This window comes from Pseudomonas sp. GM78 (assembly GCF_000282475.1).
Lineage (GTDB): Bacteria > Pseudomonadota > Gammaproteobacteria > Pseudomonadales > Pseudomonadaceae > Aquipseudomonas.
Genome location: NZ_AKJF01000086.1, coordinates 1 through 14,728 on the forward strand (window position 1 = coordinate 1; position 14,728 = coordinate 14,728).

Below are 14,728 nucleotides of genomic sequence, written 5' to 3' on the forward strand. Positions count from 1 at the left end.
GCCTGCGGCAGCTCCTACAGAGCATTCAGCGTCAAATAGCCTCAGGCAAACCCGGTGAAACAGGATTACAGTTAAAGCACACCGTCGATCAAGAACGGTGGCTGCAAACCGGACCTGTGAGGAACACCGTATGCCGTGGAAAAACTCCGATTCGCGCTACAGCACCGTGTCGATCGCACTGCATTGGTTGATGCTGGTCCTGCTGGCGCTGGTTTACGCCTGTATCGAACTGCGCGGCCTGTTTCCCAAGGGCAGCGGTGGTCGAACGCTGATCGTGGAATCGCACTTCATGCTCGGCCTGACCGTGTTCGTGCTGGTCTGGCTTCGCTTGTTCGCCCGTAGCCTCGGCCCGGCACCGCAGATCTTTCCGGCGTCGCCTCGCTGGCAAACGGTGCTGGCCAGATTGATGCACTGGGCGCTGTACATCTTCATGATCGCCATGCCGATACTTGGCTGGCTGGTCACCAGCGCAAAAGGTAATCAGGTGATGTTCTACGGCTTCGACCTGCCCCTTCTGGTCGCGGAAAACAAGGACCTGGCCAAGCAGATGCAGGGTTGGCACGTGCTCGGTGGCACCATCGGCTACTGGCTGATCGGCCTGCACGCCGTCGCCGGGCTGTATCACCACTATGTGGTGGGCGATAACACCTTGCTGCGGATGATGCCCAAGCGGGTGAACAGCGATACCTGAAACACCTATCAGGTTTGTGAACTGAATCCCCGGCGGCCCTGCAAACCGCCGGTGTGGATAAAGATCAATCGTGTGCCTGGAGCAAACTTCCCCGCCTCGACCTGCTGCCTGAGCGCCAGCAACGCCTTGCCGGTGTACAGCGGTTCCAGGGTAATGCCGCTGGCTTGTTCGGTCTGCTCGATGAATTCGAGCAACAGAGGGTCGACTTTGGCAAAGCCACCCCGGCTGGCGTCGAACAGTTCGTAAGACGGGTCATTCACACCCGCATCTTCGACGATGCGCTCGACCTGCTGTGCAACACCGTGATCATCGGGCACCGCCAGGGCGCCGTAGACCGGGTGCTCCCCCGCTTCGGCCATGACCAGGCCGGCCAGGGTCGTGCCGGTCCCACAGGCCAGCCACCAACCGTCGTAGTCGCTCCAGCCCAGGCCAGCCAGTTGCCGGCAGGCCAGTGCCTTGAACTGCACGCAACCCTGGGCTCCCGGCAAACCGCCGCCGCCTTCCGGGACCGCAAGCAGATCGGGATACTGCGCCTGCCACGGCTCCCAGAAACCCGCTTCATGCCGCGCCCGATAGCCGCCATAACCGAGCCAGTGCAGTTGCATGCCGAACGCCTGCAAATCGTTCACCGTGGGCGTTTGCTGAGCGTGCCCGCGCAACAGGCCGACCGTGGCGAAACCGAATCGCTTGCCGGCAGCGGCCAGCGCATGCAGGTGATTGGAATGCGCGCCGCCGAGGCTGATGATGCCCTTGGCGCCTGCATGGTCTGCGGCCTTGAGGTGTTCGGTGAGCTTGAACCACTTGTTGCCGCTGATCAGCGGGTCGATCTGGTCCAGGCGCAGGATGGCGAGTTCGATGTTGGCGGTTTTGAGCCAGTCGAGATGGAGGGGTTCGAGGGGGGCTTGGGGTAGCCAGTTTGCGGGAGGAGTAAGCATTGAGGCCGGCTCAGGGTAAAGAGCCGGCATTTTAGCAGCCTTGCGGACGCCATCGCGGGCAAGCCATGCTCCTACGAGGATTCAGCGTCGAAGCACCATTGGGTGAACGACATCAAATCCGTAGGAGCAAAGCTTGCTCGCGATTGCCATTGGCACGCTGGGCCTGCGAATTACAACTGCGCAGCCAACCGCGATCCCTGATTGATCGCCCGCTTGGCATCCAGCTCCGCCGCGACGTCCGCGCCGCCGATCAGATGCACGTTCTGCCCCGCCGCCACCAGGCCGTCCTGCAACTCGCGCAGCGGGTCCTGCCCGGCGCAGATCACGATGTTGTCCACCGGCAACACCTGCGGTTCACCGGTTTCGCCGATGCGGATGTGCAGGCCTTGGTCGTCGATCTTCAGGTACTCGACGCTGTTGAGCATCTGCACCTGCTTGTTCTTAAGACCCGTGCGGTGAATCCAGCCAGTGGTCTTGCCCAGGCCGTCGCCAACCTTGGATTTCTTGCGTTGCAGCAGGAACACTTCGCGGGCCGGGGCGTGGGGGGCCGCCTTGATCCCGGCGACACCGCCGCGTGCTTCGAGGTGCGTATCGATGCCCCACTCCTTCCAGAACTCATCGCGGTTCAGGCTGGTGGCCTCGCCCTGGTGCACCAGGAATTCCGAGACGTCGAAACCGATACCGCCGGCACCGATCACCGCGACACGCTTGCCCACCGGTTTGCGCTCAAGCAGCACGTCCAGGTAGCTCAGCACCTTGGCATTTTCCACGCCCTCAATCGCCGGCAACCGCGGCGCAATGCCAGTGGCCAGGATGATCTCGTCGTAGCCGCCCTCGACCAGCCTGGCGACATCGACGCGGGTATTCAGGCACACCTCGACGTTGGTGGTCTGCAGTTTGCGACCGAAGTAACGCAGGGTCTCGAAGAACTCTTCCTTGCCCGGCACCCGTTTGGCGACGTTGAACTGGCCGCCGATTTCGCTGGCCGAATCAAACAGCGTCACTTCATGGCCACGCTCGGCGGCCACGGTCGCGGCGGACAAGCCGGCAGGCCCGGCACCGACCACGGCGATTTTCTTGATCTGCTGCACCGGCACATAGTTGAGTTCGGTTTCGTGGCAGGCACGCGGGTTGACCAGGCAACTGGTCAACTTGCCGCCGAAGGTGTGGTCCAGGCACGCCTGGTTGCAACCGATGCAGGTGTTGATTTCATCGGCGCGACCTTCAGCGGCCTTGTTGACGAAGTCAGGGTCGGCCAGGAACGGCCGCGCCATGGACACCATGTCGGCATCGCCCTCGGCCAGGATCTGCTCGGCGACTTCCGGGGTGTTGATGCGGTTGGTGGTGATCAGCGGAATGTTCACCGAGCCGCGCAGCTTGGCCGTGACCTTGCTGAAGGCTGCGCGCGGCACCTTGGTGGCAATGGTCGGAATCCGCGCTTCGTGCCAGCCGATACCGGTGTTGATGATCGTGGCGCCGGCCTGCTCGATGGCCTTGGCCAACAGCACGATTTCGCCCCAGGTACTGCCGCCTTCCACCAGGTCGAGCATCGACAGGCGGAAAATGATGATGAAGTTCGGGCCAACCGCCTCACGCACACGACGGACGATTTCCACCGGCAGGCGCATGCGGTTTTCGTAGCTGCCGCCCCAGCGGTCGGTGCGGTGGTTGGTGTGGGCGGCGAGGAACTGGTTAATGAAATAACCTTCGGAGCCCATGATTTCGACACCGTCGTACTCGGCCTGCTGGGCCAGGGTCGAGCAGGTGACGAAATCGCGGATTTGTTTCTCGATGCCTTCCTCGTCCAGCTCTTTAGGCTTGAACGGGTTGATCGGCGCCTGGATGGCGCTTGGCGCGACCTGTTTCGGGCTGTAGGCATAACGACCGGCGTGGAGGATCTGCATGCAGATCTTGCCGCCCGCCTCGTGCACCGCGCGGGTGACGATCTGGTGCTTGAGCGCTTCTTCCTCGGTGGTCAGCTTGGCCGCACCGGAATACACACCGCCCTCGTCGTTCGGGCCGATGCCCCCGGTGACCATCAGGCCGACACCACCACGGGCACGCTCGGCGAAGTACGCCGCCATGCGCTCGAAACCACCGGGCTTTTCCTCAAGACCGGTGTGCATCGAACCCATCAGGGTACGGTTGCGCAACGTGGTGAATCCCAGGTCCAGCGGGGCCAGCAGGTGCGGGTAGTGAGCGGCGGTCATCGGTAACTCCACAGCGAGCGATCACGGATAAAGCGAGAGCTCTACGGCTCCCGTCAGTCATGTTCGACAGACTAAGAGCCGCACCGCCGGCACTCAATGACCGAAACTGACAACTTAATGACCGAAATGTGCAGCCGCGCTCAAGCTGGCGCCCGCTTTTCGTGGTTTTTTCCGTCAGTGTTCTGCAGGGCATCCGCAAGGGGATGCGTTCGCTCCCCAACGAAGACGATGAGGCACGCCGACTCGGACGTGCACTTCTGGCGACACTGGCCGGGATCCTGATCACCATCGCTACCGTCAGCAGTATCACGGTGATCCCCGTGGTGTATTGGTCGGTGGCTGGACTGGAGTTGCCTATACTCGGATGGCGCGCAGGCTCAAGCACACCTCGACCGCCGTCACGGCGAGTGCCCATGTCCAACTCAGGTAGAACCCATGGTCCAATTGTTTCGCCGTCCCCGGATACTGCTCCTGCTACTGCCGTTTTTTGCTATTTGGCCGTTTCGTACCTGGGCGTCGGACTGGGTCGTCAGTGTGGATGAGCGCAACGGCCTGCCAATGCTGGTGCGTGGTGGCAGTCCGGTAGTTGCTACGACATTCTCGTTCTTTGGGAGGAACTGGGACTGGACGTATTTGCAGACCGAATTCAAGGTAAACACCCCTTATCGATACTCCCTTGCAGGCAAAAACAAAGCGCTGGATTTCGACTTGACTGCGCAGATTCAGAAGCAAGGCGAGCAAAAGCTGACCTGGAACTTTACCCTGGATGCACACAGCGGGAAGTCTGGCGTTTCAGGTGGTGGCATCGTCTTCGAATTCGACCCCGCTCTTTTCGCTGGAGAAATGGGCGAGCCCACTTTGCTACCCGAAAACCGCGGCTGGACCTGGGGCAATGCACAAGGTCGACGCATCGAAATGCGCTTCGAGCCCGCACTGGCGGGTGTGTACTTTGAATCGGGCAGTAAATCCGAGGTGCGCGCTTTTTTCTACAAGAACACGATCAAACCTGGCCGCCAGGATTTCACAGCCACCTTGAGCGTTTCTGGCGATGTGGCGGTCGGCCCAACCACTACCGAGCGCTTCGGGCTGTCGGACCCAAAGAGCTGGCCGACTGACAAGCTCGACTGGAAAACCTCGCCGGTCGACCTGTCCTTTCTCAACGCTCAGGAAAAACCTGCAGGCAAGCGCGGCTTCGTCAAAGCCTCCGGCGAGCAATTGCTATTTGCGGACAACACTGCGGCGCGTTTCTGGGGCACAAACCTTTCGGCCTACACGCTGTTCCACACGCCAGACGATGCAATCAAACTGCAGGCCAAACGCCTGTCGGCACTGGGCTTCAATCTCGTACGACTGCACCACCATGACTCGCCATGGGTCTTCCCGAACATCTTTGGCGACGGTAGGGTCACGCGTAGCACCCAGCAACTTAGCCCGCAATCGCTGAAAAAAATCGATTGGTGGATCAAGTGCCTGAAAGACGAAGGCATTTATGTGTGGCTCGATATGCACGTCCAGCGAGTCTTTACTGAAAAGGACAATATTGATGGCTTCGATGAATTGCCAAAAGAAGAACAAAATTATGTCTATCTCAAGGGCTATGCCTATGTGAATCTCACCATTCAGAAAGCCATGAAGCGCTTTACCGAAGCCTACATGACCCATGTAAACAGCTATACCGGACTCGCCTACAAAGACGACCCGGCGATCGCCGCCGTATTGATTACCAACGAAAACGACGTCACCAATCACTTTGGCAACGCCTTGTTGCCAGACAAGAATTTGCCGAAGCACAATCGCGTCTACATGGCGGAGGCCGAGGCTTTTGCCAAGCAGCACAATCTGTCTGCAGACCAGACCTGGCGCTCCTGGGAGCCAGGCCCCTCCAAGCTTTTCCTTAACGATCTGGAGCGACGTTTCAACGTCGACATGATTCAACACCTGCGTGGAATAGGCGTGAAGGTCCCCATCGCCACGACCAGTACCTGGGGCCGCAATGGTCTGAACTCCCTGCCGGCCCTTACCGCCGGCGACGTAATCGACGTCCATAGCTACGGGGGCTCGGGACAGATAGAGAAAAATCCGCTCTACAGCGACGGCATAGTGAATTGGCTTGCCGCCGGCCAGGTCACCGGCAAACCCTTGACTGTCACCGAGTGGAACAATGAGCCCTTCCCGACACCAGACCGTCACTCGCTGCCACTCTATATCGCCGGCACCGCCAGACACCAAGGCTGGGATGCACTGATGCAATATGCCTACAGCCAGGAGCCACTGGGGGGCGAAGACATGAGTGCCAGCAACTGGCACGCCTATAACGACCCAGCAATGCTGGCCACTCTGCCCGCCGCCGCCTTGCTTTATCGCCGTGCAGACGTTCGCGAAGCAACAACGACCTACGTCTTCGCGCCGACGCCAAGCACCCTGTTCAACCAAATGATCACACCGGCCAACTCTGTTCTACTGCGCACAGCCATGGAGAAAGGCAAGCTGGAAATCGCGATGCCACAGACGCCGCAATTGCCTTGGTTGCAACAGAGCGTTATCCCAAGCAATGCACAGGAATTTCATGACCCTGGCCAGTCGCTGCTGGACACCAATACCAGCGAGTCCACGACAGACACGGGTGAGCTAAAGCGCAACTGGAAACAAGGCATCTACACCATCAATACACCACGTACCCAGGCCGCTACCGGCTGGATCGGCGGCGAGTCGATCAGCCTTGGCAACATTCAAGTTCAAGTGAAGACCGCCAACGCCAGTGTGGTGGTGCAAAGTCTGGACGACGCGCCTTTGGGCCGATCGCAGGATTTACTGATTTCGTTAGGCACCCGTGCCATCCCCCAAGACGACGCCAAAATACCTTTTTACGTTGAGCCCCTCGAGGGCAGGCTAACAATCCAGGCGCCGCAAGGCTTGACACTGTTCACCCACGGCATTCTGGGGCAAATGAAGAAGCTGCCCGCGACCTACCTTGATGGCCGCTATACAATCAAGTTCGACGGCCTGCAGGCGTCGAACTGGTTGTTTTTGAAAAAAGGCGTCACGCAAGCACAACCTTAGGCGACGTGAGATGACTTTGAAGCCTTACTGCCGTGGAATTGCACGCCAGACCTGAAATCAGGAAGTCAGCCTGATGGATCAACGCCTTGCGGCGTTGTTCAGCGAGGGCTATTTAATGGGTGTCAAAATCAAACGATGGAACATAGCCTGCGCCGAGCAGATGTGGACATTTCGACGATACAAAATCATCACTTAATAAATCATCCGAACTTTTATACTTACTCGTGAAAACCCCAGTGATATTTAAAAGAGTATGTGGCAAGGAGGAAATGCTGATTTTCTGACTTTCTCTTTCTCTCAGCTTTAAAAGCTTGAGCGATTGCTGACTTGAAACATTATCAGACGCCCAGATAAATGCCGAAACCGGGAGGTCATATTTATTGCCAATGCCATGACCCAAGAGCCCTCGACTGTCATCCATCATGTTTTCACCATGATCCGATGAATAAAACAAGACAGATGGTTTTTTGCTTGATTTCAATTGATCAATAATTGTGCTTAATAGCCAGTCCGTATATAAAATACTATTATCATATTCTGCGGTAATTCTGTCTTTGAAACTGTTTGTTGACGGCCGGAATTTATCGAAATGTTCTGGGTATCGGCGTGAATACTCGAAATGACTACCCTTGACATGAATAAATATGGCTTTCTTTTCTGCATCGCCTTTTTTTAGTATTTTTTCATATTCTGAAATTAATGCTCCATCATAGCTTCTCTCAAAATAATGACGGTACTGTGCCTCTGCAGCTATTTGTGGAATTATTCCGCCAAAACTATCAACTTCCTGTACAGACAACCAATAGGTCCTGTACCCGGCTGCGCGATATATACTCACCAATGATTTTGTTGACACAATGGATTCCCAATCCCATATAGGCTCAAGGCTCAGCATTGAAGGAACCGCGATCGCGGTATATGGGGCTGTCGTGCAAATATGATTAAACTTGAAAATCCCCGCCTGCTTACCGAGATTTGGGGTTGTCTCCTTGTGATAACCGTAGAGGGACCAGTTGTGCGGCCGTGATGACTCACCGATCACAAAAACAATGGTTTCTATATTAGATTGATTCGACATACTGGTTATTTTTACATCAGATTCTCGACGTCGCTTGATAAGTTTCTCCGTCCCCAAATACAAGTCTGCAGTAAGGGCAATTTGCGATAGATAACCTACTGGCGTGCTTTGATCTTTTGCAAGGAGATCCATGACTGCAGATTTCCCGAGAGTATTAAGTTTGACGGTTTTATAAAAATACGCCCCATACCCCACTAGCAAGGCGCTAACAACCAGAACAAAAATACCTTTGCTTTTATATAATTCGCGCTTATGCAGGCCTATTAATCCAGCCCCATAGCAAAATATGAAGATCACCAAAACAATACTGATGGACTGCCAATAGGTCGGTAAAAATTCGCTTGCCTCCTTATAGTTTGTCAAGCCAATAAATATATAGGCCGCCGTTAATTTCGAGTTGAAATTCAAAACCAAAAAGAGATCAACAGCTGCTACCAAATAAAATGGCAGCAGAATGATGTGAACTTTGAATTGATTGGATGAAATAAATCTAATTGCCAAAAGCCACAACACCGACATACCAAGGGTGTAAAAGACCAATAAATCAATTTTAGAGTGTTGATAGTTTGTTAGCATTCTAACAATCAACGGTGACAGCAGATATGACCACAATATTAAATTTGGCCATTCTGCTTTTAATATTTTAAATGAGTAATCGATAATTTTGGCGGAGTTTTTCATTTGATTATTATTCTCGCAGGATACCCATATGCCTCCTCAGAGGGTAGCTCCAATTGGCGCGCTCGCTGTATCTTGTTAAAAATATTCTCTCCTTTGGCGTCCAAACGTAGCGAGTCTCGGCTATAGCGCGGTTCAGACACTGAGGGCAACACTATTCTTGTAAGCACGCGGGTCAACTCGCAGGAGATTATCCGCGACCTGCCTTCAAGCCGGCGCCCCCAACAACTGGCTCAACACCGCACGCAACTTGCCGGGTTTCACCGGTTTGTTCAGCAACGGCGCTTCGAGCCGTTGCAGTGCGCGCCGGCACTGATCCGTACGATCCGCGGTGATGATCACAGCAGGAATCGGCTGGCTGTAATGCTCGCGCAAATGCCTGACCACGTCACATCCCACCACGCCGTGGTCAAGGTGATAGTCCGCCAGGATCAGTTCCGGTGCCTGGCCCGCCAGGGCCGCTACCGCCGAGGCTTCATCGGTGGCCGTGACGACATCGCAGCCCCACTGCCCGAGCAACGCGCTCATGCTCTCCAGGATGCTCACTTCATTGTCCAGCACCAGCAAACGCCGGCCCGGCAACGGATTACCCGTGCCCGGTTGAGGCACCGTGAGGCTGATGGGCGACGGCACCTCACGGGAAATCGGCACCTCGATGCTGAACATCGAACCCCGGCCCGGCAGTGAATGCACCTGAATCCGGTAATCGAGGATTTTCGCGATGCGCTCGACGATCGCCAGCCCCAGCCCCACGCCCTTGCGGTCGGCCGCGCGGCCAACGTCCAGTTGATTGAATTCGAGGAAAATCGAATCGAGGCGATCCGCCGGGATCCCGCGCCCGGTGTCCCACACTTCCAGGCGCAGCCTGTCGCCCCGGCGCCTTGCCGCCAGCAGGATGCTGCCTTCGTCGGTATAGCGGCAGGCGTTGCTGAGGAAGTTGCGCAGGATCCGGGTCATCAGGCGCAAGTCCGTGCAAATGGCGTAGTCGCCCATGTGCACACGCAAACGCAAGCCGGCGGCCTCGGCCACGGACTGGAACTCCGAGACCAGTGGCCCGAGCAATTCGTCGAGGCGGTACAGCGCGACATCCGGCTTGACCGCCGCTTGATCAAGCCTTGAGATATCCAGCAAATCGGTGAGCAGATCCTCGGCGCCTTCCAGTGCCTGGTGAGTACGTTCGACCAGCACCTGCTCGACCTCGGGCAGCTTGCGCTCACGCAAGGTCGAAATCAGCAACCGCGCGGCGTTAAGGGGTTGCAGCAGGTCGTGGCTGGCGGCGGCGAGGTATTTGTCCTTGCTGTGATTGGCCGCCTCCGCGGCGTCACGGGCATCGCGCAAGGCTTCGGCGATCTGCTTGCGCTGGGTGATCTGCTGTTGCAGGTTGCGGTTGGCTTCCAGCAGTTCATCGGTGCGCGCGGTCACGCGCTGCTCCAGTTCGTCGTTGAGTTGCTGCAGGCGTTGCTGGGCGAGTTTGCGTTCGGTGATGTCGGCGACAAATCCTTCCACCAGCCCTTCCTGACCGGGCTTGAGCAGCAGGTTCATCAGCACGTCGAGACAGCTGCCATCCTTGCGTCGCAACTGGGTTTCATAGCCGTGCAGGCTGCCTTGGTGGGTGAGGATTTCGCCAATGTCTTCCAGCTCCCGCACACCGCCGACAAACAGATTGCTCGCCAGATCCGCCAGGGAGAACAGCACCTCCTGCGGGTCTTGATAGCCGAGCATGCGCGCCATTGCCGGGTTGGCGGCGCGCATGCCGTCTTGCAGGCTGGCCTGGAAGATCCCGTGGACCGCGTTTTCGAACAGCCATTTGTAGCGGTTGCGCTCGGCTTCCAGTTCATCCAGGCGCGCGGCCAGTTCCGGGTAATGGCTCTTGCGCGCCGAATGGCTGCCTAATCCGAGCAGTCCGGCCAGCGCCCGTTGTTGCTCGTCAGAGGGCTTCGCCATAGACGACCTCGACATCACGCTGACTGGATTCGCGCGGGTTGGTAAGGATGCACGGGTCATCCATGGCGTGTTGCGACAGGAAGGGAATGTCCGACGTACTGACCCCATGCAAACCGAGGGTTTCATGGAAACCAATGGCGTGCTTAAGAGCGATCAGATGCTCAACCAGGCGCCCGCAGATCTGCCGCTGGTTCAGGCCCCGGCAGTCGATGCCAAAGGTCTCGGCGATGACCTTGAAACGATCCGGTGACGAGCTGTAGTTGAACGCCACGACGTGTTCCACCAGCACCGCGTTGCACAGGCCATGGGGCAGGTCGAGAAAGCCACCGAGGCTGTGGGACATGGCATGCACCGCGCCGAGGATCGCGTTGGAGAACGCCAGCCCGGCCTGCATGCTGCCGAGCATGATTTTCTCGCGCAGGGCGATGTCCGTCGGGTTGGCGATCATCTGCACCAGGTTGCCATTGATCAGGCGCATCGCTTCCAGCGCATGGGGATCGGTCAGTGGCCCGTGCCCGGTGGACACGAAGGCTTCGATGGCGTGCACCAGCGCGTCGATACCGGTACAGGCCGACAGGAACGGGTCCATGCTCAGGGTGGTTTCGGGGTCGATCAGCGACACGTCCGGCACCACCGCCTTGCTGACGATGGAGAACTTCATGCGCTCCTGCTGATTGGAAATGATCACGAATTGCGAGACGTCGGCCGAGGTGCCGGCGGTGGTTGGAATCAGGATCAGCGGCGGGCTGGGCACGCGGATGGTGTCCACGCCTTCGAACTCGAGGATGCTGCGGCCATGGGCGACAACGATGCCGATGCCTTTACCGCAATCCATCGGGCTGCCGCCGCCGACGGCGACGATCACATCGCAGTGGTTTTCCCGGTACAGCTCGGCACCGAGCATCACCTCTTCCACCCGCGGGTTGGGCGAGACGGCGCTGTAAAGGCAATATTCGATGCCCAGGGCTTGCAGGCTGGCTTCGACATCCGCGACCCAACCGGCGGCAATCACCCCGGGGTCGCTGACCACAAGGACCTTGCGCGCGCCAAAGGTCTTGGCGTAGTTGCCGACGTTGTGCCGACAGCCGGCACCGAAGATGATTTCAGGCGAAACGAATTTACGCAGCTGGCTGAGACTCTGGCTCATTGGAAAGCCTGTTTTTTATTGTTTTGGAAGGTAAAGCCACACTAACCCATCCGGCCATTAATGCAATCAGACCAATGGCTGGATTCATCGCAGATCCCTTGTAGGAGTGAGCCTGCTCGCGATGGTGTGTCAGCGAAGCAGGTGTCGACTGACACACCATCGCGAGCAGGCTCACTCCTACAGGGGATTTACGGTGTTCGGCTTATACGCGGTAGATCAGGCGCGAAGCTTTCTCATTGCGCAACGTCAGGTGTTCCATGCCCAGCCCCGGCGCATCGGCCTCCTCCCGGGCCTTGAGGATAACCCCATGGTGCGGCGATTTGCTGCACACCGGGTCGGCATTCTCGGCATCCCCCGTCAACATGAACGCCTGGCAGCGGCAGCCACCCAGGTCCTTGTGTTTTTCATCGCAGGACCGACAAGGTTCCTTCATCCAGGCATCGCCACGAAAGCGGTTGAAGCCAAACGAATCGTTCCAGATGTGCTCGATACTGTGTTCGCGCACGTTGGGAAACTGCACCGGCAGTTGCCGGGCGCTGTGACAAGGCAACGCCGTACCGTCCGGGGTGATGTCGAGGAACAGGTTGGCCCAACCGTTCATGCAGGTTTTCGGACGTTCTTCGTAGTAATCCGGGGTGACGAAGATCAGCTTGCATGGGTGGCCCTGCGCCTCAAGCCGCTCGCGATACTCGTTGGTGATGCGCTCGGCACGTTGCAATTGCTCGCGCGTCGGCAACAGGCCGACGCGGTTGAGTTCGGCCCAGCCATAGAACTGGCAGGTGGCCAATTCGACAAAGTCCGCTTCCAGCTCCAGGCACAATTCGATGATCCTGGCGATGTCATCAATGTTGTGCCTGTGGGTGACGAAATTGAGCACCATCGGATAACCCTGGGCTTTCACCGCCCGGGCCATCGCCAGTTTCTGCGCGAAGGCCTTGCGCGAGCCCGCGAGCATGTTGTTCACCGCCTCGTCGGCGGCCTGGAAACTGATCTGGATGTGATCGAGCCCGGCGACCTTGAAGTCCCGCACTTTCTGCTCGGTCAGGCCGATGCCCGAGGTGATCAGGTTGGTGTAGTAACCCATGTCCCGCGCGGCCTTGATCAACTCGGCCAGGTCTTGCCGAACCAGTGGCTCGCCGCCGGAAAAGCCCAGTTGCGCGGCGCCCATGTCCCGCGCCTCACGGAATACGCGAATCCACTCTTGGGTGCTCAGTTCCTCACCGTGCCGGGCGAAATCCAATGGGTTGGAACAATACGGACACTGCAACGGACAACGATAGGTCAGCTCCGCCAATAGCCACAAGGGTGGCCCCGGCAACGCGTCACTCGATCCAGAATTGCGCATGGGCCACCTCCAGGAAGGCCAGCACGTCCTCGTCGATCCCCGGCACGTCAGGGAAACTCGCCGTCAGCCGATCGATGATCGCCGCGACGCTGCGCTGGCCGTCCACCAGATCGAGAATCTGCCCGGCACTGGCGTTGAGTTTGATCATGCCTTCGGGGTACAGCAGCACGTGGCAGTCCTGGCGCGGTTCCCATTGCAGGCGAAAGCCCCGGCGCAATGACGGTGACTGCTCGCGATCGATCAGGCTCACAGGGCAATCCCCCGGTGCCAGACGTTGTCGCGGGTGACGGTGTGATACGGCGGGCGCTCCAGCTCGTAGGCCATGCTCATGGCATCGAGCATGCTCCACAGCACGTCGAGCTTGAATTGCAGGATCTGCAGCATGCGTTGTTGGGCCTCGAGGGTGACGTAGTGTGCCAGGGTGATGCGCAATCCGTGCTCGACATCGCGCCGGGCCTGGCTCAGCCGCGTACGGAAGTAGTCGTAGCCGGCGGTGTCGATCCATGGGTAATGGGTCGGCCAGGCATCGAGTCGCGATTGATGGATCTGCGGTGCGAACAGCTCGGTCAGCGAGCTGCTGGCCGCTTCCTGCCAACAGGCACGACGGGCGAAATTGACGTAGGCATCCACGGCGAAACGTACGCCGGGGAGCACCAGTTCCTGAGAAAGTATTTGCTCGCGATCCAGCCCCACCGCCTCGCCCAGGCGCAACCAGGCTTCGATGCCGCCTTCGCTGCCGGGGACGCCGTCGTGATCGAGGATGCGTTGCAGCCATTCGCGGCGCACTTCACGGTCGGGGCAATTGGCGAGGATCGCGGCATCCTTGAGCGGAATGTTGACCTGGTAGTAAAAGCGATTGGCGACCCAGCCCTGGATCTGTTCGCGGGTGGCGCGGCCGCCGTACATGGCTTGGTGGAATGGGTGATGGATGTGGTAGTAGGCGCCTTTGGCGCGCAGGGCCTGCTCGAATTCGGTGGGGGTCATGGGGGTGTTGGTCATTGTTGTTCTCCTCAAAGCGCTGCGGTGTTCGGTCGGCCCCCATCGCTGGCAAGCCAGCTCCCACAGGGATCTGCGGTGTACACAAAACCTGTGGGAGCTGGCTTGCCAGCGATGGGGCCATTGGCTACAGCACAATATCCATGCCGTCATAAGCCACCTCGATCCCCCGCCGCTCCAGCAAGGCCCGCTCGGCCGAGTCTTCATCGAGGATCGGATTGGTGTTGTTGATGTGGATCAGCACCTTGCGCTGGCGAGGAAAACCCTCCAGCACTTCCAGCATGCCGCCGGGCCCGCTTTGTGCCAGATGGCCCATTTCGCTGCCCAGGCTCTGGCCGACCTCACAAATGCGCATCTCGTCGTCGCGCCACAGGGTGCCGTCCAGCAACAGGCAATCGGCGCGCTGCATCCAGGCCAGCACTTGATCATCGATTTGCCCCAGGCCAGGTGCGTAAAACAGCGAGGCGCCGCTACGCCGGTCTTCAACGAACAAACCGATGGTGTCGCCCGGTTGCGGATCACCGCGATTGGGCGAATACGGCGGTGCGTTGCTGACCAATGGAATCGCATGAAACCGCAGGTGCGCGCAGGCGCCGATACCGAACGGCTCACGCTCCAGTGCTATCGGCTGGCACTGCAACCCG

General features: G+C 58.3%; 11 protein-coding genes and 1 pseudogene. 3 read left to right on the forward strand and 9 right to left on the reverse strand.

Annotated elements, in window-relative coordinates:
* The first annotated feature begins 130 nt into the window (after positions 1–130).
* Positions 131–691 carry a cytochrome b gene (locus PMI35_RS17045; protein WP_008059371.1) on the forward strand — a complete coding sequence of 187 codons (561 nt, stop codon included), beginning with the start codon at positions 131–133 and terminating at the stop codon, positions 689–691.
* Between the two features lie 8 nt (positions 692–699).
* Here the strand turns inward: PMI35_RS17045 and PMI35_RS17040 are convergent, their stop codons facing one another.
* Together PMI35_RS17040 and PMI35_RS17035 are read right to left on the reverse strand one after the other, a co-directional pair.
* The gene (locus PMI35_RS17040) at positions 700–1,626 is read right to left on the reverse strand and encodes a 1-aminocyclopropane-1-carboxylate deaminase/D-cysteine desulfhydrase (protein ID WP_008059373.1); all 927 of its coding nucleotides are present in this window, start codon (positions 1,624–1,626) and stop codon (positions 700–702) included.
* Positions 1,627–1,796: 170 nt separating this feature from the next.
* Positions 1,797–3,836, reverse strand: coding sequence for an NADPH-dependent 2,4-dienoyl-CoA reductase (locus PMI35_RS17035; RefSeq protein WP_008059374.1), 2,040 nt, complete (start codon positions 3,834–3,836; stop codon positions 1,797–1,799).
* A gap of 155 nt (positions 3,837–3,991) precedes the next feature.
* Here PMI35_RS17035 and PMI35_RS35275 point away from each other — a divergent pair.
* Positions 3,992–4,266, forward strand: a pseudogene (locus PMI35_RS35275) (O-antigen ligase family protein); the annotation flags it as partial.
* A 5-nt stretch (positions 4,267–4,271) separates the two neighbouring features.
* Complete coding sequence (locus tag PMI35_RS17030) at positions 4,272–6,896, forward strand: hypothetical protein (RefSeq protein ID WP_008059376.1); 2,625 nt, start codon at positions 4,272–4,274, stop codon at positions 6,894–6,896.
* A 112-nt stretch (positions 6,897–7,008) separates the two neighbouring features.
* Here PMI35_RS17030 and PMI35_RS17025 read toward each other — a convergent pair whose 3' ends face one another.
* From PMI35_RS17025 to PMI35_RS16995, 7 genes are all read right to left on the reverse strand, one after another.
* Positions 7,009–8,655: a phosphoethanolamine transferase gene (locus tag PMI35_RS17025; protein ID WP_008059378.1), complete on the reverse strand. Its 1,647-nt coding sequence runs from the start codon at positions 8,653–8,655 to the stop codon at positions 7,009–7,011.
* A gap of 204 nt (positions 8,656–8,859) precedes the next feature.
* On the reverse strand, positions 8,860–10,596 hold the full coding sequence (locus tag PMI35_RS17020; protein ID WP_008059380.1) for a PAS domain-containing hybrid sensor histidine kinase/response regulator: 1,737 nt from the start codon (positions 10,594–10,596) through the stop codon (positions 8,860–8,862).
* On the reverse strand, positions 10,580–11,743 hold the full coding sequence (ercA, locus tag PMI35_RS17015; protein WP_008059382.1) for an alcohol dehydrogenase-like regulatory protein ErcA: 1,164 nt from the start codon (positions 11,741–11,743) through the stop codon (positions 10,580–10,582). Before ercA ends, PMI35_RS17020 begins: the two co-directional genes overlap by 17 nt.
* A 202-nt stretch (positions 11,744–11,945) precedes the next feature.
* Positions 11,946–13,088 carry a pyrroloquinoline quinone biosynthesis protein PqqE gene (gene pqqE, locus PMI35_RS17010; RefSeq protein WP_008059384.1) on the reverse strand — a complete coding sequence of 381 codons (1,143 nt, stop codon included), beginning with the start codon at positions 13,086–13,088 and terminating at the stop codon, positions 11,946–11,948.
* Positions 13,066–13,338 carry a pyrroloquinoline quinone biosynthesis peptide chaperone PqqD gene (gene pqqD, locus PMI35_RS17005; protein ID WP_008059385.1) on the reverse strand — a complete coding sequence of 91 codons (273 nt, stop codon included), beginning with the start codon at positions 13,336–13,338 and terminating at the stop codon, positions 13,066–13,068. Before pqqD ends, pqqE begins: the two co-directional genes overlap by 23 nt.
* Positions 13,335–14,087 carry a pyrroloquinoline-quinone synthase PqqC gene (gene pqqC, locus PMI35_RS17000; protein WP_008059386.1) on the reverse strand — a complete coding sequence of 251 codons (753 nt, stop codon included), beginning with the start codon at positions 14,085–14,087 and terminating at the stop codon, positions 13,335–13,337. Before pqqC ends, pqqD begins: the two co-directional genes overlap by 4 nt.
* A gap of 124 nt (positions 14,088–14,211) precedes the next feature.
* Positions 14,212–14,728 (reverse strand): MBL fold metallo-hydrolase (locus tag PMI35_RS16995; RefSeq protein WP_008059387.1); only part of this gene is annotated, 517 nt, incomplete at its 5' end.